General features: G+C 64.1%; 21 protein-coding genes. 10 read left to right on the forward strand and 11 right to left on the reverse strand.

The genetic code is table 11. The features are described 5' to 3' along the window. Positions 1-49: 49 nt before the first annotated feature. Both J2R99_RS03240 and J2R99_RS03245 read right to left on the reverse strand, forming a co-directional pair. A complete protein-coding gene (locus J2R99_RS03240) occupies positions 50-1,303 on the reverse strand; it encodes a class I SAM-dependent RNA methyltransferase (protein ID WP_307153051.1) in 1,254 nt (417 codons plus the stop codon). Further along, on the reverse strand, positions 1,296-2,039 hold the full coding sequence (locus tag J2R99_RS03245) for a TlyA family RNA methyltransferase (protein WP_307153052.1): 744 nt from the start codon (positions 2,037-2,039) through the stop codon (positions 1,296-1,298). Before J2R99_RS03245 ends, J2R99_RS03240 begins: the two co-directional genes overlap by 8 nt. Positions 2,040-2,051: 12 nt before the next feature. Here J2R99_RS03245 and J2R99_RS03250 point away from each other — a divergent pair, with 12 nt between their 5' ends. The 3 genes from J2R99_RS03250 (at position 2,052) to J2R99_RS03260 (ending at position 3,731) form a co-directional block, all read left to right on the forward strand. Then, positions 2,052-2,240 carry a hypothetical protein gene (locus tag J2R99_RS03250; protein ID WP_307153053.1) on the forward strand — a complete coding sequence of 63 codons (189 nt, stop codon included), beginning with the start codon at positions 2,052-2,054 and terminating at the stop codon, positions 2,238-2,240. Positions 2,241-2,608: 368 nt separating this feature from the next. Continuing rightward, complete coding sequence (locus J2R99_RS03255; RefSeq protein WP_307153054.1) at positions 2,609-3,019, forward strand: ester cyclase; 411 nt, start codon at positions 2,609-2,611, stop codon at positions 3,017-3,019. A 172-nt stretch (positions 3,020-3,191) separates the two neighbouring features. Next, positions 3,192-3,731, forward strand: coding sequence for a superoxide dismutase family protein (locus J2R99_RS03260; RefSeq protein ID WP_307153055.1), 540 nt, complete (start codon positions 3,192-3,194; stop codon positions 3,729-3,731). Between the two features lie 96 nt (positions 3,732-3,827). Here J2R99_RS03260 and dxs read toward each other — a convergent pair whose 3' ends face one another. The 4 genes from dxs to J2R99_RS03280 form a co-directional block, all read right to left on the reverse strand. Continuing rightward, positions 3,828-5,753: a 1-deoxy-D-xylulose-5-phosphate synthase gene (dxs, locus tag J2R99_RS03265; RefSeq protein ID WP_307153056.1), complete on the reverse strand. Its 1,926-nt coding sequence runs from the start codon at positions 5,751-5,753 to the stop codon at positions 3,828-3,830. Between the two features lie 121 nt (positions 5,754-5,874). Next, positions 5,875-6,126 (reverse strand): exodeoxyribonuclease VII small subunit, encoded by a 252-nt coding sequence (locus tag J2R99_RS03270; RefSeq protein ID WP_307153057.1) that lies wholly within the window; start codon positions 6,124-6,126, stop codon positions 5,875-5,877. Between the two features lie 9 nt (positions 6,127-6,135). Continuing rightward, complete coding sequence (locus J2R99_RS03275; RefSeq protein ID WP_307153058.1) at positions 6,136-7,062, reverse strand: histone deacetylase family protein; 927 nt, start codon at positions 7,060-7,062, stop codon at positions 6,136-6,138. Positions 7,063-7,159: 97 nt separating this feature from the next. Continuing rightward, on the reverse strand, positions 7,160-8,167 hold the full coding sequence (locus J2R99_RS03280) for an L-threonylcarbamoyladenylate synthase (protein WP_307153059.1): 1,008 nt from the start codon (positions 8,165-8,167) through the stop codon (positions 7,160-7,162). A 176-nt stretch (positions 8,168-8,343) separates the two neighbouring features. Here J2R99_RS03280 and J2R99_RS03285 point away from each other — a divergent pair, with 176 nt between their 5' ends. Genes J2R99_RS03285 through J2R99_RS03295 form a run of 3 tightly spaced genes read left to right on the forward strand, consistent with a single transcriptional unit; the run spans position 8,344 to position 11,887 of the window. After that, positions 8,344-10,164 carry an acyl-CoA dehydrogenase family protein gene (locus J2R99_RS03285; protein WP_307153060.1) on the forward strand — a complete coding sequence of 607 codons (1,821 nt, stop codon included), beginning with the start codon at positions 8,344-8,346 and terminating at the stop codon, positions 10,162-10,164. Positions 10,165-10,216: 52 nt separating this feature from the next. Next, the gene (locus tag J2R99_RS03290; RefSeq protein ID WP_307153061.1) at positions 10,217-10,972 is read left to right on the forward strand and encodes a crotonase/enoyl-CoA hydratase family protein; all 756 of its coding nucleotides are present in this window, start codon (positions 10,217-10,219) and stop codon (positions 10,970-10,972) included. Between the two features lie 54 nt (positions 10,973-11,026). Then, a complete protein-coding gene (locus tag J2R99_RS03295; RefSeq protein WP_307153062.1) occupies positions 11,027-11,887 on the forward strand; it encodes an SDR family oxidoreductase in 861 nt (286 codons plus the stop codon). A 38-nt stretch (positions 11,888-11,925) separates the two neighbouring features. Here J2R99_RS03295 and J2R99_RS03300 read toward each other — a convergent pair whose 3' ends face one another. Further along, a complete protein-coding gene (locus J2R99_RS03300) occupies positions 11,926-12,957 on the reverse strand; it encodes a DnaJ C-terminal domain-containing protein (RefSeq protein ID WP_307153063.1) in 1,032 nt (343 codons plus the stop codon). Between the two features lie 81 nt (positions 12,958-13,038). Next, positions 13,039-13,461: an RT0821/Lpp0805 family surface protein gene (locus tag J2R99_RS03305; RefSeq protein ID WP_307153064.1), complete on the reverse strand. Its 423-nt coding sequence runs from the start codon at positions 13,459-13,461 to the stop codon at positions 13,039-13,041. 71 nt (positions 13,462-13,532) lie between these two features. Here J2R99_RS03305 and pdxH point away from each other — a divergent pair, with 71 nt between their 5' ends. Further along, a complete protein-coding gene (gene pdxH / locus J2R99_RS03310; RefSeq protein ID WP_234629506.1) occupies positions 13,533-14,165 on the forward strand; it encodes a pyridoxamine 5'-phosphate oxidase in 633 nt (210 codons plus the stop codon). A 7-nt stretch (positions 14,166-14,172) separates the two neighbouring features. On the opposite strand, the gene J2R99_RS03315 is transcribed toward pdxH, so the two are convergent. The 3 genes from J2R99_RS03315 to J2R99_RS03325 all read right to left on the reverse strand — a co-directional run bounded on the left by J2R99_RS03315 (position 14,173) and on the right by J2R99_RS03325 (position 16,453). Beyond that, entirely contained in the window at positions 14,173-14,781 is a 609-nt protein-coding gene (locus J2R99_RS03315) for a cell wall hydrolase (RefSeq protein WP_307153065.1), read from the reverse strand. A 164-nt stretch (positions 14,782-14,945) separates the two neighbouring features. Then, positions 14,946-15,626: a heme-binding protein gene (locus J2R99_RS03320; protein WP_307153066.1), complete on the reverse strand. Its 681-nt coding sequence runs from the start codon at positions 15,624-15,626 to the stop codon at positions 14,946-14,948. Beyond that, on the reverse strand, positions 15,623-16,453 hold the full coding sequence (locus J2R99_RS03325; protein WP_307153067.1) for an SOUL family heme-binding protein: 831 nt from the start codon (positions 16,451-16,453) through the stop codon (positions 15,623-15,625). Before J2R99_RS03325 ends, J2R99_RS03320 begins: the two co-directional genes overlap by 4 nt. A gap of 129 nt (positions 16,454-16,582) precedes the next feature. Here J2R99_RS03325 and J2R99_RS03330 point away from each other — a divergent pair, with 129 nt between their 5' ends. The 3 genes from J2R99_RS03330 to J2R99_RS03340 all read left to right on the forward strand — a co-directional run bounded on the left by J2R99_RS03330 (position 16,583) and on the right by J2R99_RS03340 (position 19,298). Then, positions 16,583-17,833, forward strand: a complete 1,251-nt coding sequence (locus J2R99_RS03330; protein ID WP_307153068.1) for a lytic murein transglycosylase — start codon at positions 16,583-16,585, stop codon at positions 17,831-17,833. Positions 17,834-17,844: 11 nt separating this feature from the next. Then, positions 17,845-18,771: a cation diffusion facilitator family transporter gene (locus J2R99_RS03335; protein WP_307153069.1), complete on the forward strand. Its 927-nt coding sequence runs from the start codon at positions 17,845-17,847 to the stop codon at positions 18,769-18,771. A gap of 119 nt (positions 18,772-18,890) precedes the next feature. Next, positions 18,891-19,298: a helix-turn-helix domain-containing protein gene (locus tag J2R99_RS03340; RefSeq protein ID WP_307153070.1), complete on the forward strand. Its 408-nt coding sequence runs from the start codon at positions 18,891-18,893 to the stop codon at positions 19,296-19,298. The last annotated feature ends 29 nt before the right edge of the window (positions 19,299-19,327 follow it).

A 19,327-nucleotide genomic window follows, 5' to 3' on the forward strand; every position in this document is an offset into this window, starting at 1 on the left:
GAACCTCTCCTGAAACAGAAATGGGGTGCGCGAGCGCGGAAGTCGAGCGCTATTCGCGTTCCAGGAGAGCGACTGCTTCCGTCTCCGCTGAATAGACGAATTGGTCGATCGGAGTCACTGAATTTAATCGATAACCGCCATCCACCAGGATGCGCAGATCGCGCGCAAGGCTCGCCGGATTGCAGGAGACGAAGGCGATGCGCGCCACCTTCGAAGCGGCAAGGCTTTCCGCCTGCGCCCGCGCGCCATCCCAGGGCGGATCGAGGACGACGGCATCGAAACGAGAGAGCTCGTTGGGCGCCAAGGGAAAACGCAAGAGGTCGCGCGCGAGCGTCTCAATCGGCTTCAGCCCCTGTGCTCCGCGCACGGCCGCGGCGAGTGCGGCAAGTGCCACACCTTCGGCTTCGACGGCCGTCACCCGCGCCGTTCGACCGACGACGAAGGAGAAAGTCCCGAGCCCCGAGAAAAGATCGGCGACACGCTTTGCGCCTGCGCAATGTTCGGCAACCAACCGTGCCATCGCCGTTTCGCTCTCACGGCAGGCCTGCACGAAGGCCGCGGGCGGCGGTGAAACAGTCACGCCGCCGACCTCAAGCTGCGGCTCTTCGAGTTGAAACAAGATATCGCCGTCGACGACGAGGCGGGCGACGGCCTGTCCCGACAAAAGCTCGGCGATCCGCGCCGCCGCGGAGGCCTGAATTGAACCGGCCCCCTCGCCTGCGATATCGAGCCCGGACCGCGTCTCCAGAACGGTGAGACGAAGCTCGCGTTTGGGACGGGCGAGAAGCTGCGCCAGACGGCGCAGAAGCGGCAGCGCAGAGACGATCGCCGGGCGGACGACGAGACATGTCGCCAGATCGACGAGGCGTCGCGAGCCGCGTTCATGAAAGCCCAAGCGGATTTCCCGCCCGGCAAGCGTCGCCGAGAAGACGGCGCGACGCCTTGCGCCAAGAGGCGCGCCGAAGGCCGGGCGCACCTCCGTCTCAAGACCGCTCTTGGCGAGTGCCTCTGCCACGAAGCGATGCTTCAGGAGGCGTGTCTCCTCAAGCGGCAGCATCTGCAGGGCACAGCCGCCGCATCTTGCATCCTGCGCGCCAAGGCTTGGACCGAAATGCGGACAAGGCGCCGCGACCCGCTTTGGCGAGGCTTCCAAAATCTCGATGACTTCGGCGCGCCGACCGCGGCGCTCGACGCGCACGCGCTCGCCCGCGAGCGTGTAGGGAACGAAAAGCGTTCCTTCCGGTGTCTCCGCGACGCCGTCGCCGCGATGGCCGATACGGTCGATGTCGACGATGTCACTCACGCCAGGCCCCGAGGCAAAATTCCTGATTGCCGTCCCCCCCGGTGAGGGGCGCGGGGCAAAGCCCCACCGCGCGCCAACCGAGCTGGCCGTCGACCCAGTCTTTGAGCGCTTCGGCGGCCCCCTCGGCAGCCTTTCGATCGCGGACGATGCCCCCGCGCCCGAGCGCATCACGGCCGAGCTCGAATTGCGGCTTGACGAGAAAGACGCCCCAACTCCCCGAGGCGGCAAGATTCAATGCCGGCGGCAGGGCGAGCCGAAGCGAGATGAAAGAGAGATCTGCGGTTATGGCCTGCACGGAATGTCCATCAAGATGCGCCTGTGAGAGATGGCGCGCGTTGATCCCTTCGACGAGCTGCACGCGCGGGTCGCCGGAAAGGCTTTCATGCATCTGGCCGTGGCCGACATCGATGGCGACGACATGTTCTGCGCCTCTCTCCAGAAGGAGTTGCGTGAAACCGCCGGTGGACGCACCCAGGTCGAGGACCGTTCGGCCTTCGGGATCGAAGCCGAAAGCATCGAGACCGGCCTTCAACTTCATGGCCGCTCGCGACACATAGGCGGCAGCGGGATCGCCGATCGCCAAAGCCGCATCGGCCGTCACCGGGGTTGCGGGCTTCAGCGCGGTCTCGCCGTTCACCGTCACCGTTCCACGGCGGATCGCGTCGCGGGCGCGAGCGCGGCTCGGCAAAAGCCCGGCCGCGACGACCGCTTCATCGAGGCGAAGCCGCGCGCTCATCCGGCCGTCCTCATGACGGCTGATCTGGTGACGCCTGGTTTGGCGAAGCCCGGCCTCGTGACAAACAAGAAGGGTTCAATGCAAAATGAAATCAGCGAGCACAAGCTCATGAGCGAGCAGCGTATAGGGTTCGTCGGGATGGCCGCCGAATATCATGAAAAGCGCTGCGAGCGCAGTCAGAATGCACGCGATCAGCAGTGAAACCCAGAGCCGCATCCGAAACCTCGCCCATTACGGGAATCTTCTCAAATTCCGAAGCGGCTGCCTATCGGACACAAAGCCGCCTCCTGGAGCGAGATCCGGTCTTCCGACACTCATTTCTGGCTGTGCGGAAGCACACATAATTGCAACCATCAAGTGTATATTCAAACACGAATATCAAGTCGGACTCCTTACCTCCTGCCGAAACGGCGATGGTCGGGCCGCATAAAGCTCCAAGCGCAACAGCCTCGCAGCGAACGACGGGGCATCATCGCGAGGGGCGTCTCGACGCGCCACCAAGGGACACAGGGTTGCGCTCCGACCGCACAAAGATCGAAATGGCTTCCCCCAATTCGCGGGAAATGCGCATGGATACGAAGGAAAGCGCCGCCTTTTATCGTGGCTACATCGACTGCCTGAACAGGCAGGCATGGGACGACCTTCATCGCTACGTCAGCCACGATGTCCGCCATAACGGCAAGTCGCTCGGTCTGCGCGGATACCAGGGCATGCTCACGGAAGACCACAGATCGATCCCGGACCTCTATTTTAAAATCGAGTATCTCGTTTGCGAGCCGCCGATGATCGCAAGCCGGCTTTGGTTCGATTGTACGCCGGTCGGAACACTGTTCAGCCTGCCGGTGAACGGCGAGCGCGTTCAGTTCAGCGAGAACGTCTTCTACGAAATTGAGAATGGGCGCATCCAGAACGTCTGGTCCGTGATCGATAAGGCTGCGGTGGCCGCGCAAATCCGCGCCTCCGAGCGGAATTTGGGCTGAAAGTACGCGTGTTCGGTCGGTGATCGACCAGAGCGTCTTCGGATCGCCATTCACGGCGATCGCCGGCACATCGGATGACATGCGTCTTTTCTGCAGGTGCGGACGCCCTGCGGAACTTCGGGGCGAAAGTCGTGTTGGACAGGCCAGGACGAAACCCGAAGGGAGACGAGATATGCGACTTCTCGCCATCGCCGCATGCGCGCTCATGGCAAGCCCGGCACTCGCACAGGATGTCTCACAAGACAGCGCCGTTTCCGGACCGATTGCCGGCAAGGACGGGACGATCGGCGAGGCGCATCTGACGGATACGCCCAACGGCGTGCTCGTACAGGTCGTCATCAACGATGGCGCGCTTGAGCCCGGCGTGCACGCCCTGCATTTCCACGAAACCGGCGATTGTTCGGACGCGCCCGACTTCAAGAAGTCCGGCGGGCATTACAACCCGACCGACGCCAAGCACGGCATCATGACCGAGGGCGGCATGCATGCCGGCGATATGCCAAACTTCGAGGTGGTCGACGGTCAGGCCACGAAACTCGAGGTCTTCAATACGCGGGTGCGCTTCCACGAGGGCGACGCGCCGCTGATGGATGACGACGGCTCTGCGCTGATGATCCATGCCGGGGCCGACGACTATAAAAGCCAGCCCTCGGGCGATGCCGGCAGCCGCGTCGGCTGTATGGTGATCGACGACGAGCAGGCCCGGCAGTAAGGATCGCACGATAAAAAGGCGCGGCGATCGCTCTGCCGCGCCTGTCTCAGCGATTGTCTGTCAGATGCGGCCCGGCCTTTGCGCCGGGCCTTTTCGTCAGGCGCGAACCGCCTCCGGCACGTCACGGCCGAGCGCCTGGAAGACCCGCGCCACGATCGCGTTCGCGTCGAGCTCGCAGGCCGCATACATCACCTCCGGCTTGTCGTGGTCGATGAAGCGGTCGGGCAACGTCATGGTGCGAAGCCGCGCCCCCTCCTCCAGCTTGCCGGCATTGGCGAGGAACGAGAGCACGCGGCTGCCGAAGCCGCCGTCGGACCCCTCCTCGATCGTCACCACGACCTCATGCTCGCGATGCAGCCGCAACACGAGATCGGTGTCGAGCGGCTTGACGAAGCGGGCGTCGGCCACCGTCGTCGAAAGACCGCTCCGCTCCAACGTGTCGGCGGCAGACAGCGCTTCCACCAGCCGGCCACCGAGCGACAGAATGGCCACCTTGGTGCCTTCCTTGACGATGCGGCCGCGACCGATCTCCAGGATTTCGCCGCGCTCCGGCATTTCGACGCCACGCCCCTCGCCGCGCGGATAACGGAAAGCGATCGGGCCTTCGTCATAGGCGACGGCGGTGCGAACCATGTGGCGAAGCTCGGCTTCATCGCCAGCCGCCATCACCACCATGTTCGGAAGACATGACATATAGGCAACGTCGTAAGCGCCGGCATGTGTCGGCCCGTCGGCGCCGACGAGACCGGCACGGTCCATGGCGAGACGCACGGGCAGATTCTGAATCGCCACGTCGTGGACGACCTGGTCGTAGGCGCGCTGCATGAAGGTGGAATAGATCGCCGCAAAAGGCTTCATGCCGTCGGCTGCGAGCCCGGCCGCAAACGTCACCGCATGTTGCTCGGCGATGCCGACATCGAAGGTGCGCTCGGGAAATTCGGACTGGAAAATGTCGAGACCCGTACCGGCCGGCATCGCCGCCGTCACCGCCACGATCTTCTCGTCTTCCTTCGCCTCCTGAACGAGGCTCGTTGCAAAAACCTTCGTGTAGGATGGGGCGTTGGAGCGCCCCTTGGCCTGCTCGCCGGTAATGACGTTGAAGCGCGAGACGCCGTGATATTTGTCGGCGGATGCCTCCGCCGGCCCATATCCCTTGCCCTTGCGGGTCACGACATGGACCAGAACCGGCCCCTTATGACCGTCGCGAACATTGCGCAGAACCGGCAGGAGATGGTTCAGATTATGGCCATCGATCGGGCCGACGTAATAAAAGCCGAGCTCTTCGAAGAGCGTGCCGCCAGTCCAAAAGCCGCGGGCATATTCCTCCGCGCGGCGGCCTTTTTCATGCAGGAGATCGGCGAGCGGAAGCCGCTTGGCGAGCTGCTTGGCGGCGTCGCGCAGAGACAGATAGGCCTGACCGGAGACGAGGCGCGCGAGATAAGCGCTCATCGCACCGCTCGGCGGAGCGATCGACATGTCGTTGTCGTTGAGGATGACGATCAGCCGCGAACCGAGATGCCCCGCCTGGTTCATCGCCTCGTAAGCCATGCCGGCCGACATCGCGCCGTCGCCGATGACGCAGATGACGTTGAAATCCTCATCCTGGAGATCCCGCGCCACGGCCATGCCGAGGCCGGCGGAGATCGAGGTCGAGGAATGGCCGGCGCCGAAAGGATCATAGGCGGATTCCGCCCGCTTGGTGAAACCGGACAGCCCCCCGCCCTGGCGAAGAGTGCGGATACGGTCGCGCCGACCGGTCAAGATCTTATGCGGATAGCATTGATGCCCCACATCCCAGATCAGCTTGTCGCGCGGCGTATTGAACACCCGATGGATGGCCACGGTGAGCTCTACGACGCCGAGGCCCGCCCCGAGATGGCCGCCGGTCACAGAGACGGCGTCGATCATCTCAAGGCGCAATTCATCGGCAAGCTGCCGCAGATCGCGATCGCTCAGGCGGCGAAGATCTTCCGGAGATTTGACCTGGTCCAGAAGCGGCGTGTGAGGAGTAGTGTCAGACATGACATCCTACGAATGCAGGAAAAACGAGTTCAGACCTTAGCCATTCGGGCCGTTTGGCGCAAACTGGAAGACGCCGCAAGCGACGCCTCGACGCGGCAAAAAGCAATGGCGGCGTCAGCAATTACTCAGCATCGAGCGGAACGGTGCCAGCCGCCTGGCCGTCGCTGCCGGCCCGGATCTTCTCCACCCGCTCTTCCGCCTGCGACAACAACGTCTCGCAACGTTTCTTCAGCTTCTCGCCTCGCTCGTAAAGCGCTACCGAGCGTTCCAGCGGCACCTCGCCACGCTCGAGGTCCGTCACGATCTTCTCAAGTTCGGCAAGCGCGGTCTCGAAAGACATCGTTTCGATCGCGTCGCTCTTGTCGTCATTCATCAAGCTGCCTCATGCGCTCATCAACATGCGGATATGGGCGGCGGCGGAGACCGCCAGACCGCGCAGATCATATCCGCCCTCCAGCACCGAGACGAGCCGGCCGCCGGCATGGTCGTCGGCCAGATCCATCAGCTTGCCGGTCGCCCAGGCGAAATCCTCATGCTCGAGATTGAGCTCTGCCAGAGGATCGCGGTGATGGGCGTCGAAACCGGCCGAGATAATGATCAGGTCCGGGGCGAAATTCTTCACCGAAGGCAGGATGCGTTCGTTGAAGGCCTCGCGAAAATGGTCGCTGCCGTCGCCCGCGGCAAGAGGGGCGTTGACGATATTGCCGACGCCGGTTTCGGAACGCGCGCCCGTGCCTGGATAAAGCGGCATCTGGTGCGTGGAAGCGTACAGCACGCTGGCGTCAGACCAGAAAATGTCCTGCGTGCCGTTGCCGTGGTGCACGTCCCAATCGACGATGGCCACGCGCTCCAGCCCATGCTGCTTCTGCGCATAGCGCGCCGTCACCGCGGCGTTGTTGAAGACGCAAAAGCCCATGGCGGTATCGTTTTCCGCATGATGCCCGGGCGGGCGGATCGCAGCGAAGGCATTGTTCACCTCGCGCGTCACCACCGCATCCACCGCGCGGCTGATGGCGCCGAGGCCACGCAGACAAGCGTTCCACGAGCCGGGCGACACCACGGTGTCGGCATCGATGCTTGCGAGCCCCACCTCCGGTATGGCTCGGTGCACGCGGTCGACATATTCCTGCGGGTGCGCCAGAGCGGCGACATCTTTGTCCCCGAGCGGAGCCTCTTCGCGTAGGAGACTGGAAAAAGCCTCGTGATCGAGCGCCGCATGCAGCGCTTTCAGACGATCCGGACGCTCCGGGTGTCCCGGCGCGGTCAGATGGTCGAGGAAGTCGGCGTGATGAAGGAGAAGTGTCGTCACCAGCAAGCTCTAGCAGGGCCGTGCGGCCAAGTCATGGGGGCGTAACATTTCCGCCAAGGTTGCATCCGACGCAACGAGCATTTTGGATGACGCCCGCTCAATCGGAAGCGCCGAGACCGGGTCGCGGCGCTGCCGCGCGGCGCAGACGGTCGGCGATCGCCTCGCCGAGACCGTGCGAGGGGATCGGCGCCACGGCGATCACCGCGGCCCCGCTTTCATCGAGTGCGTGAAGATCGGAAAAAAGCCTTGAAGCCGCCTCGACGAGATCGCCGGTGGCGCTCAAATTGCGGCTCGCGACCGCCGCAGCGGCGTTTTCCGGGGACTTTTCCCCGAAAGCGAGAAGCGCCTCGCCGGCTTCGACGCGCGCCGCATTCAGCCGCAGAGCGGCCCGCGGAGCATAATGGCTCGCCAGCATTCCAGGCGCTTCCACATGCGCGCCCGGCGCCAGACGTTGCAGCCGCCGATCGAGGAGTTCTTCGATTGCTTCCGCCGCCAAACCGCCGGGACGCAGAAGCCGCGGCGCTTCGTCGCTGATTGCAACGATGGTCGATTCCAACCCTACCGTGCACGGCCCAGCATCGATGACGGCATCGATTCGATCGCCGAGCTGTTCGAGAACATGGTCGGCACTGGTCGGGCTCAATTGGCCCGAGCGATTGGCGCTCGGAGCGGCGAGCGGCCTCCCGAAGCGGGCAATGAGTTCGGCCGTCGGCCCTATCGGGCGTCGCAAAGCGATGTTCTTCTGACCCGCAGTCACCAGCGGATGCACCGCGGCCTCACCTGCAAGCGGCACGACGAGCGGCACAACGAGCGTCAGCGGCCCCGGCCAGAAATGCGCAGCCAGACGGAGCGCGTCACCCTTCAATTCACCGCAGCGCCCCGCCATCGCCGTATCGGCCACATGCGCGATCAAAGGGTTGAAACGCGGTCTGCCCTTGGCCTCGAAGATCCGCGCCACCGCCTCGCCATTGGTGGCGTCCGCCGCAAGGCCGTACACGGTCTCCGTCGGAATCGCGACGAGGCCGCCTGCCTTCAAAATGTCCGCTGCCTCGGCAAGGAGTTCGTCATTGCCGGTTTCCTGCCAGAGCAGTCTTTTGGCGTACATCCCACTCCATCGCTTGATTGCAGCTTACGTCAACGGCACATAGGAACATGCTGCCGATTGGGATCGCGCGGGCTGCCTGCTCCGTCAAGTCAGCGCCGCATCGAAGCCTAAATATTGGTCGAGCCAAACGAGACGAGTTCAGGGGGAAACCGAAAAATGCCCCAGGGAGGAGCCTGATGTACCGCGCACCCGTTGCCGAAATCGCCTTTACGCTCAAGCATGTCATCGGTCTGTCGCCGGCCATTACGGCCGGCCATCTGGGCGAACTCAGCGTCGACCTTCTGGACGCCATTCTGGAGGAGGCGGGCCGTTTCGCATCCGAAGAGATCGCGCCGCTCAACCAGATCGGCGATCGTCGGGCGTCGACCTACAAAGACGGCGAAGTGACATTGCCGGAGGGCTGGGCGAAGACCTATTCCGCCTGGTGCGAGGCAGGCTGGAACGCGCTGTCAGGGCCGGAGGAATTCGGCGGCCAGGATCTGCCGGTGTCGCTCGCGGTCGCAGCCTTCGACATCTGGAACTCCGCCTGCGCGGCCTTCGCGCTCGGGCCGACCTTGACCGTCGGCGCGGTCGAAGCCCTCAAACTGCACGCCACCGAAGAGATCAAAGAGCGCTATCTTGCGAGGCTCGTCTCCGGCGAGTGGACGGGCACGATGAATCTGACGGAGCCGCAGGCCGGCTCCGATCTCGGAGCGCTCCGCTGCCGCGCGGAACGGCGCGACGACGGCACCTACCGCCTGTTCGGGCAGAAGATTTTCATCACCTATGGCGAGCACGACATGGCCGATAATATCGTCCACACCGTGCTTGCCCGCCTTCCCGATGCGCCCGCGGGGACCAAAGGCATCTCGCTCTTCCTGGTGCCGAAATATCTTGTCAACGAGGACGGCTCGCTCGGCGCCCACAACGACGTCTTCTGTGCCGGGATCGAGCACAAGCTCGGCATCAACGCGTCTCCGACCTGCACGATGCTCTACGGCGACGGTCATTATGGCGACGGGCCGGGAGCCGTCGGCTACCTCATCGGCGAGGAAAACCGCGGCCTCGCCTGCATGTTCACGATGATGAACAATGCCCGCCTCATGGTCGGCATCCAGGGGGTGGGCGTGGCCGAACGCGCGCTTCAGGAAGCGGCCGCCTATGCGCTGGAGCGGCGCCAGGGGCGCGCGCCCAATGCGCCGAAAGACGGCGAGATGAGCCCCATCGTCAAGCACCCGGACATTCGCCGCACGCTTCTCGCGATGCGCGGGCTGACCCAGGCGAGCCGCGCGATCTGCTATGCCTGTGCACATGCGATCGATCTGGCGGAAGCCGGCGCTCCCGGGCCTGAGACGAACGGCGACGGCACGCGCTTCTGGAACGAGCGCGCGTCTCTCTTGACGCCGATCGCCAAGGCGTTTTCCACCGATTGCGGCGTCGATGTCGCCTCCATGGGCATCCAGGTCTATGGCGGCATGGGCTATATCGAGGAGACGGGTGCGGCCCAGCATCTGCGCGATGCGCGCATCTTCCCGATTTACGAAGGCACCAACGGTATCCAGGCGATCGATCTCCTCACGCGCAAGCTGCCGCAATCGGACGGGGCCTGCGTGCGCGCCTATCTTGAGGAGCTCTCCGCGATCGCCGAGGCCGCACGTGCTTCAAATCGCGACGAGATGGGAAAGATCGGCGAGCGGGTGGCCGCCTCGATCGCGCATTGCCGTGCCGCGAGCGAATATCTCCTCGAGGAAATGGCCGAAGGCCGGATGGAAGGCGCCTTGTGCGGTGCCACGCCCTATCTCAGGCTCTTCGGCCTGACGGCTGGCGGCGCCTATCTCGCGCAAGGGGCGATCTCCTCCGATCCAACCGAGAGCGAGGCGGACCGGCTCAGGATCGCAACGGCACGCAGCTTCTGCGAGCGGCTCTGTCCGCAGACCGAGGCTCTGCTGGCGGAGATCAAGGAAGGCGGCCAGTCGGTTCTCCAGGTGCCAGCGGAAACGCTTGCGAGCTTCCAGTGAAGCCAGCCCCCTCAATGACATCCGGCCCGGCAGGGCGAAGCAGGACAGATTTATGAGCGACATCGTCATCGAAGACCGCCCGACGGAAGATAACGGTCTCATCCGCACCATCCGGCTGAACCGGCCGCAGAAGAAGAACGCGCTGACGACCGCCATGTACCACGAGATGGTGAAGGCGCTGCGCGGTGCGGCCGAAAACGAGGATATCGCGGCCTGCGTGTTTCTCGGCCAGCCGGGCACGTTCTGCGCCGGCAACGATATCGCCGATCTCGTACGGGTATCGGGCGGTCAGGGGATTGCGGAAGACATCCTCAACTTTTTGAAAGAGCTTGCCGTCAGCGACCGGCCGCTGATTGCCGGTGTCGACGGCCTCGCCGTCGGCATCGGCACGACGCTCCTCATGCACTGCGACTACGTGGTGGCGTCGGAGCCGAGCACGTTCCGTACGCCCTTCGTCGATCTCGCATTGGTGCCGGAGGCGGCGTCGAGCCTGCTTGCGCCCCGCGTCATGGGCCACCAGAAAGCCTTCGAGCTCCTGGTGATGGGAGCGTCTTTCAGCGCCGAGGACGCGGCGATTGCCGGGCTCGTCAACCGTACGGTGCCGGAAGGGGGCGCCGAAGAGGCGGCTCTCAAAGCCGCCGCCCATCTCGCCGCCAAGCCCCGGCAAGCCATGCTCGCCTCGCGGCGGCTTCTGCGCGGCAATGGCGAAGACGTCATGGCGCGCATCGACAAGGAGGCCGCGCTCTTTTCAAAGCGGCTGCAGAGCGAGGAGGCGCAGGCCGCCTTCGCCGCTTTTCTCAATTCATAAGAGCTTCAGGGAGAGACGAATGCCCAGGATTTTTTCGACCGAAGGCGGCTGTTCATGAGCCTTTCCGGAAAGACGCTGTTCATCACCGGGGCCTCGCGCGGCATCGGCCTCGCCATCGCCCTCAGAGCCGCGGCCGATGGTGCCAATGTGGCCATAGCCGCCAAGACGGCACGCCCGCATCCGAAACTCGAAGGCACGATCTTCACGGCCGCAGAAGCCATCGAAAAGGCTGGCGGCAAGGCGCTGCCGCTCGAAGTCGACATTCGCGAGGAGGCCGCCGTCAAGGAGGCAGTGGCGAAGACCGCAGAGACCTTCGGCGGCATCGACATCGTCGTCAACAACGCCTCCGCCATTCAGCTGACGAAGACGCCCGACACCGAGATGCGCCGCTTCGACCTGATGCATCAGGTCAACACGCGCGGCAGCTTCCTCGTCACCAAAACGGCGCTGCCCTACCTCGAAAAGGCAGAGAACCCGCACGTTCTCATGCTGTCGCCGCCGCTCGACATCACCGAGAAATGGTTCGCGCCGCATGTTGCCTATTCTCTGGCGAAATACGGCATGAGCCTTTGCGTTCTGGGCTTCGCCGGCGAATTCCGTTCGAAAGGAATTGCCGTCAACGCGCTTTGGCCGCGCACGACCATCGCAACGGCGGCCATCAAGAACGTCGTCGGTGGCGAGGCGATGATGCGCGCGTCACGCAAGCCGGATATCCTGGCGGACGCGGCCTGGCGCATCTTCCAGAAGCCGTCGCGCGAATTCACCGGCAATTTTTTGATCGACGACACGTTCCTGGCCGACGAAGGGGTGAGCGACTTCGATCAATATCGGGTCGATCCGACGGTCGCGCTGCAGCCGGATTTCTTCCTGCCGGCCGACAGCCAGCCGCCGACCTCTTTGAAGCCGGTCAGCTGACGCTCATCGTCTCTCAGATGATCCCGTGACGGGGCAGATCAGGCGGAGGCTTTGCGCTCCGCCTTGGTCGCACGCCACTTCTTCATCAGGGCTTCAAGCTCCGCGTCATGCGCCTCTGGCAGCGTGATGCGGAGGGAGACGAGAAGATCGCCACGGCCGCCCGTCGACGTCGGGAGGCCTTTGCCTTTGAGGCGCATCACCCGCCCGCCGCTGGTGTGGGCCGGCACCGTGAGGCTCACATTGCCTTCGAGGGTCGGGACCGTCGCCTTGCCGCCGAGGACGGCATCCTCCAGCGACACGGCAACGTCCGTCCTAAGATCTGAACCGTCCACCTTGAAGCGTGGATGCGGCACGAAGCGTACGGTGATCCGCGCATCGCCCGAAGGCCCGCCCTGCGGCGAAGCATAGCCCTGCCCACGGAGGCGGATCACCTGGCCGTCCTTCACGCCTTTCGGCAGCGTCAGCGCCACGTCGCGCCCGTCGGGCAGCGTCACGGTCGGCTTCTTCCCGGCCACCAGGTCTTCCAGGGTCACGGCAACTTCGGCCTTCAGATCGGTGCCTTTTGGCGGCTGCGCAGTGGCACCTGCCCGCCGTCCCGCGCCGGGCTGAGGCCCCGCCCCTTGCGCACCGCCGAAGGCGCCGAAGATGGAGTTCAGCACGTCTTCCTCATCCATCCCGCCCGTATGCGTGGTGCGAGGCCCGCGGCCTCCGCTGGAAAACCGGAAGCTGCGCGCACGCCCTCCACCGCCCCGGCCGAAGCTTGAAAAGATATCGGAAAAACCGCGTGGGTCGAAGTCAGCATTTTGCGCACCGCCGCCAGCAAAACCCTCGAAGCCGGCAAAACGAGGCTTGCCCTCGGCATCGATCTCGCCGCGGTCGAACTTCTCACGCTTGTCCTTGTCCCCTAGGATCTCGTAAGCGGAATTGACCTCGGCGAACCTTTCGGCCGACGTCGGGTCCCCGGCGTTGTGGTCCGGATGGTTGGCCTTGGCCAGCTTGCGGTAGGCGCGCTTGATCTCGGCGGCGCTCGCCGTGCGTGACAGACCCAAGACATCATAGGGGTCGCGCATGGATCTCCTTTCCCGATTTGGCATAACGTACGGCCAAAATATGGGAACGGCACGTTGAAAATGCCACTCTTGCCCGCAAGCCTAACTCGGCTCGGTCGCCAGAGCCTCCATCTGCACGACGCCGCTTGCCTGATCCTTGCACAAGGTGCCGCCGAATCGGTGGACGCCGCCGACGCTCGTCACAGTCGCTTCGATGTCGCGACAGGTTCGGCTGGCGTTTTGCGAGGTCTGCGACAGGGGCCGCACCTTGCCGGCCGAACCGGTGACCTCGTTGATCCAATCGATGCCGTCTTTCGGCATGGTGTCGATCCCAGCGATCCCCGCGGTCTGGCCGATCCGGGCGGCATCGGAATACGACAATGCCTCCGGCAGCGGTTCTTGCACGACGACGGCTGGTCCGATCGAACCCGTGGTGATGGCAGGACTTTCATCGGCGTGACCGCCGAAAGGTATCGTGATGGAGCCACAGCCTGCCAGGCTGACCGAGAGCAAGGCTGCCAGCACCGTTTGCTTCTGGAGGAGCGGGCCTTCACCGTGGTAGGGGCTGATACGCGACACTGATAACCGACACCAAAATGACTCTTCCGCGAAAAGATGCCCCCTCAGAGTTAACAAGCGGTGACTTTACCGCCTACGGCGATCCCTTTTCCCTTTTCGGAGATTGGATGCGCGAGGCGACCGCTTCCGAGCCGAACGATCCGAACGCCGTCGCGGTCGCAACCGCCGACGAGACGGGGCTGCCGGATGTGCGCATGGTGCTTCTCAAAAGCTGGGACGAGCGCGGATTCGTGTTTTATACCAACCTTGAAAGCCGGAAGGGCGAACAGCTCGCGGCCAATCCCAAGGCCGCGATGTGTTTCCACTGGAAGTCGCTCGCCCGGCAAATCCGCATCCGCGGCAATGTCGAGGCCGTGTCCGACGAAGAGGCCGACGCCTATTATGACAGCCGGCCCAGAATGAGCCGGATCGGGGCCTGGGCGAGCCGCCAGTCGCGACCGCTCGAAAGCCGCTTTGCGCTGGAAAAGGCGGTTGCGACCGAAACCGCCCGCTTCGGCACCGGCAAGGTGCCGCGGCCGCCCTTCTGGAGCGGCTTCCGGCTGGTGCCCGTCCAGATCGAGTTCTGGAACAACGGCGCCTTCCGTCTGCACGACCGTATCCGCTTCACCCCACACGAAAACGGCTGGCAGAAGCAGCGTCTCTATCCCTGATCGGCGTTCAGGCGCGGGCCTCCAGATAGAACAGATGCGTGCCGATCTGGCCCGTCTGCTTCAGCCGGTTCGCCCAGCCGGGTGCCACGTAATCCGCGTGGTAGTGCGTGGACTGCCAGAGAGGCCCTTTCCAGAGCCCCTTTGAGCCACAGCCCTTCCTGCACGCCAACAACCATTTGGCGCGGCGGCGGATGTCGTGCCAGCTCTTCTTATCGGCGACAAGATCGGGCTTGCCGTCACAGGCGAAGGAAAACTGGCAACGGTTGCGCTTCTCGGCGTTCTGAAAGACCACACCACAGATCGTGTCGGGATAATGCTTGTCCTTGACCCGGTTCAGGATCACGCGACCCACGGCGATCTGCCCCTTGGCCGTCTCGCCGCGCGCTTCGAAATAGAGCGCTTTGGCGAGACATTCGCTCGCCGATTTTGACGGCATCTCCGAAGCATCTGCATGCTTGCCTGCCGGCCCGACCAAAGCCGGCCGCGGCTGAGGCAACAGCCCCTCATAGGCCTCCCCCGCATGCGCATGGCCAGAGGCGAGCAGCGTTGCACCGAGCAGAAGCGCAGCCGCACCCCGTGCCGCGCCGTCGAGGGCGCGCCAGACATATCCCATCATTTTCCCTTTGCCGCATGGGCGGGGTCAAAGCCCCGCTCTCTTCCCGAGGGTGCGCTTCGCGGAGAAGTTGGGCGACAATGCGAAACTGATGGGGAGATTTCCGGACGGCCTTAAGCTTCGGACAAGCCTTGCGAATCCGGAATTTGGGGCAACAGGCCCCAGGCTCAGGGGGAGATTGGGAGAAACACCTCGTGTTGGCGGCCGAAGGGAAGGGCCCGGGAAAGCCCGTAATAGGCGTAAAAAACCGGCCCGGCGGCCTCAAGCCCTTCATCCTCCACGAAATCTTCCAGCATCACGCGATTGATGCCGAAGGCGGCGGCGTCCGTCGACGAAAAACGGAGAACGGCGAGGCGCTGCGCCGGCACGGAAATGACGCGCAGGCGCGGGTCGACGGTTTCAAAGCCGGAATCCGCCGAGTGGGCCGCCCGCAGAGGCAGACGGACGGACCAGCGCCCGTGGGCGAAATCGGCATCGTCGCCACCGGCCTCGTTTGAACGCAGGGATTGCATCGCCGGATCGAGAAGCGCGGCCAGCCCCCGCCCGTCTCCGTTCACCGCACTCAGACGCTCGAACGCGCGCTGAAGCGCGTCGTCGCGGCCACCGTAGAGCGACATCTCCAAGGCGTGAAAAGTCGGGTAGTCGCGGATTTCATAATCGCCGTCGCGGTAGATCACACGCCCGCGCAGCATCTGGCGCCGCGGCACCATGCGCTCGACCGCATAGGCGCCGAGGCCGAGCCCGACAAGCGCCGCCCCCAGGATCAAAGCGGGCCCGGCCTTGCCGGGCCCCGCTCGATCCACGGAGGGCGATTGGGTGTGATCCCGTTCGGGGGAATCCGTCCTCACGCCTCGCTGACCTCCACCATGATTTCGTTGCGGCGCATGAAGCCCGGCGTCATCGGCGGATTGTAATAGGCGTAGATCGGCTCGCCGATCGCCTTCAGACCGTGATCCTCGATGAAGACACGAAGGGCCTCCAGATTCTCAAGCGCCAGCCGGTCGTTCATCTGGCCTGAGAAGGTGACGGTCGCCACGCGGCGCGGAGAAATCTCCTTCAGGACGACATCGTCCTGTGCCGGCTTCGGCAAGGTTGCCAGCGTCCATTTGGCCGGCATGATGAAGCGCACGGCCCAGCCACGACGCCGGCCGTTCTCGCCGACAAGCGGCGCCTGTACGACGGGGGCGGTCATGGCAATCTTCTTGCCCGGCCGCTGGCGGGCGAAAATATAATCGGCAAGCTTCTGGAAGCCGGCCTTCAATGCCTGATCGCGGCGCCCCGTGGCGCTGGTCTCTGCCACCACCTGCTTGCCGTATTCACGAACCTCGAACTCGCTCTTGCTGTCGACGACTTCGTAATCAGGCTCTTCGATATAAAGGCTCGTGCGACGCGCGGCATAGATCGCGCCGCCGACCAGAACGAGCGCTGCGCCGGCCGCGACGACCCCGGCAATGCCCGGGCGCTCACGCACGTAGTCGCTGCCGTGATGATACCATTGAGCCGGCCGGTCATACCAATGCGGTTCGGGCCGGCGCCACGGATTGGCACGGCCGGCGCGGCGCGTGACGGCGCGGCCGGTGTCGGCGACCGAACGCCCCTTCTCTTCGAGATTGTCCTGCAGTTTTTCCAGCGTATCGCGCAATTCGGCGTAGCTGCGGGAAAGAGCGTTCGGCATTGCATTCTCCTTGTTCGGGCGAGCGGCAGCGCATGCCGCCCCATTCGTGCAAAGGGAACGCGTCGACGGGCTTCCGGTTGCCCGCAGGAAGGGGTTTCCGTTTCGCAGCGGACATGATCTCATCAAGCCATGCGAAATCTCTCGATCCTCAACGCCGCCTGCGGCGGCCGCGCGCCGCGTCGGGCCATCCCGCTAGCGCTTCTGACCTGTCTTTGCCTCGTCCTCTCTGCCGGGGGGAGTTCGGCCGACACCGCCTGCCGCAAGGGGCAGAGTTTTGACGCCTGGCTCAAGGACTTCACCGCGGAAGGCGCTAGGAAGGGGCTGACGCGGCGCAGCCTTTCTGAGGTTCACGGCCTCAGCCTCGACAGCAAAGTCCTGGCAAACGACCGCGGCCAGCCGAGCCTCTCCTTGAGTTTCACGGAGTTCGCAGACCGCCTCATCTCGCGGAACCGTCTGTCGCGTGGCCGCGCCATGCTCGACCGCTATGCCTCGACCTTCGCGGCGATCGAACGCGATTTTGGCGTGCAGGGTCCGGTGCTGGCCGCCTTTTGGGGCCTCGAGACGGATTTCGGCGGCTATATGGGCGAGTTCTCCTCGCTGCGGTCGCTCGCCACCCTCGCCTATGATTGCCGGCGTTCGGAGCTTTTTCGCGAAGAACTCCTCGCAGCCCTCGTGCTTCTGGAACGCGGCGACCTCACGCCCGAAGAAATGCGCGGCGCCTGGGCAGGCGAGATCGGTCAGGTGCAATTCACCCCCTCGAACTATCTGAAATTCGGTCTCGATTATGACGGCGACGGTCGGCGCGATCTCGTCAAGAGCGTGCCCGACGCCCTTGCCTCAGCGGCGAAGTTTCTGCGCCATCTCGGCTGGCGCGCCAACGAACCCTGGCTCGAAGAGGTCGAAGTCGGCCCCAACGTCCCCTGGGACAAGGCCGGACGGGGCCATTACCGCAGCCGTGCAGACTGGGCGCGCGACGGGGTGAGGCGCCGCGGGGGCGAGCGCCTGCCAGCAGATCGTGTGGATGCCGCCCTTGTTTTGCCGATGGGGCGTGACGGGCCGGCATTTCTCGCCTATCGCAACTTCGACATTTTCTGGGAATGGAACAATTCCTCGAATTATTCGCTGGCGGCAGCTTATTTCGCCACGCGCCTCGCCGGGGCACCGCCGATGCGGCGGGGAAATCCGGCCGCCATGCTTTCCTCGAAGGAGCTCCTCGAAGTGCAGACGCGTCTCAACCGCCTCGGCTATGACGCCGGGCCGCCGGACGGGCGGCTCGGCCAGAAGACGCGCACAGGCGTGCGTGCGGCTCAGCTTGCCTTCGGCCTCCCCGCAGACGGCTATCCGACGCGCGCCCTCCTAGAGCGGCTTCGCCGGCAATAGGTACGAGAGCTGTGTCAAATCCATCGCCGCAGACTGCGCCGAAGGCTGCGCCGGCAACCTATGCGCTCGGGTCCATCGCCGTCGCACTTGCCGGAATCGCGCTGAAGCTTCTCGCCTGGAAGCTGACGGGCTCCGTCGCCCTTTTCTCCGACGCGCTTGAAAGCCTCGTCAACCTCGCTGCGGCCGCCGGAGCCTATATCGCGTTGCGGCAGGCGGCTCGTCCGCCCGATGACGGTCACCCCTTCGGGCACCATAAGGCGGAGTATTTTTCGGCCGTCGCCGAAGGCATCCTCATCATCGGCGCCGCTCTCCTCATCCTGAATGAGGCATGGAAGGCCTTCTTCGAACCCATTGTCCTCGAAGACCTCGGAATCGGCCTTTTCATCAACGCCCTCGCCGGCCTTCTCAACGCCGCCTGGGCGGCGCATCTCTTGCGTCAGGGCCGCCATTTCCGCTCCCCCGCGCTCATCGCCGATGCGAAGCATCTCTTCGCCGATGTTGCCACCTCCGTCGGCGTCATCGGTGGCGTGCTGGCGGCCGGCCTCACCGGCTATCTCATTCTCGACCCACTCCTGGCCGCGCTGGTCGCGATCAATGTCTTGTGGTCGGGCTGGCATCTCGTTCGCGGTTCTGTCGGCGGCCTCATGGACGAAGCCGCTCCTGCCGAAATCCGAGCCGAGATCCAGGAGCTCATTCAGGAACACGGGGCGGGCTCGCTGCAGGCTCACGATCTGCGCACACGCGTCGCCGGCCAGCGGACGTTCCTGGAGTTCCATCTCGTCGTTCCGCGCGCCATGACGGTCGCGGAAGCCCATAAAATCTGCGATGCGATCGAAGACGGGCTCCGGCACAAGCTCGGAGACATCCATATCGCCATCCATGTGGAGCCGAGCGAGAAAGCCAAAGCCGAGGCCGAGGTGATCATCGCGTCGGAATGATGCGTGGCATTTTCGACATTTTGTCGAAAATTCGCGGCAAGACTGAGCCGGCAAGGGAACGAAAAGCGGCGTAGATAATTTCTAAACCGCATCGTTTCACAAATAAAGCAGGTTCAAATATGTCCCCCATTCAATCCCTCTCATGGCGTAGCGCTGCGGCGACCTTGGTTGTCTCGGCCGGGCTTTGTGCAGCATCCATGGCGCAGGCAGGACCGCTGCTGCCGGCGGGCGATGCCGCGCTCGCGCAAACCACCCCTATCCAGGTCCAAGCCAAAAAATCGCCAGACGAGCTGAGGCGAGACAAAAAAGCGAAACAACTCAACAACACCAAGAATATCCATCAAAAGAACGCCAAGCCGGACTTGATCCAACCCAAGACTAAGCCGGCCCCATCCGCCAGGAAGACACATCACAAAACGCCGAAATACGATCGCGCGCATGACGGGCCGCGCTTTCGCGAGAAGCGCACAAGCCACCCGTATTTCCACGATGGTTTTTATTACATGACGCAATGGTGGAAGCGGTAATCTGGCCTGCCGCGCAGCAAAACTGCGCC

The sequence above is a fragment of the Rhodopseudomonas julia genome (assembly GCF_030813515.1).
Lineage (GTDB): Bacteria > Pseudomonadota > Alphaproteobacteria > Rhizobiales > Afifellaceae > Afifella > Afifella julia.